Source organism: Caloramator australicus RC3, from assembly GCF_000297115.1.
Lineage (GTDB): Bacteria > Bacillota > Clostridia > Clostridiales > Caloramatoraceae > Caloramator > Caloramator australicus.
This window is the reverse complement of sequence record NZ_CAKP01000158.1, coordinates 1-428: the sequence shown is the minus strand read 5'-3', so window position 1 is coordinate 428 and position 428 is coordinate 1. Positions and strand designations below refer to the sequence as shown.

General features: G+C 30.6%; 1 pseudogene. It reads right to left on the bottom strand.

Features of this window, described 5'->3' with window-relative positions:
- Positions 1-5 precede the first annotated feature (5 nt).
- Positions 6-385: pseudogene (locus tag CAAU_RS13620) on the bottom strand (transposase).
- Positions 386-428: the final 43 nt, after the last annotated feature.

Here is a 428-nt window from a genome sequence, read left to right as displayed (position 1 = left end):
AGTTTTTATATCTTTGTGTCCATTTTTTCATTACATTCTTTAGCTACTAAAAACAACATCTTTTCTAGCGATTCATCATTTGGAAATATAGCCTTTGATTTTGTTACCTTCCTTAATTGTCTATGAAATCCTTCTATTATGTTCGTTGTATACATTATCTTCCTTATTTCTTCCGGAAATCTGTAAAATGGAATTAATACTTCCCAGTTGTTTTCCCAACTTTTATCGCAAACGGATAAGAGCTTTGCCATTTTTTCTTTACTTCTTCAAATTTATCTCTTGCAATTTCTTCACTTGCTGCCTGATATACTGCTTTAAAATCTTTACTAAACTCTTTAAGATGTTTATATGATACATACTTAAAGCAATTTCTTAGCTGGTGGATTATGCATCTTTGAATTTCAGCCTTTGGGAATGTTGCCTCAATT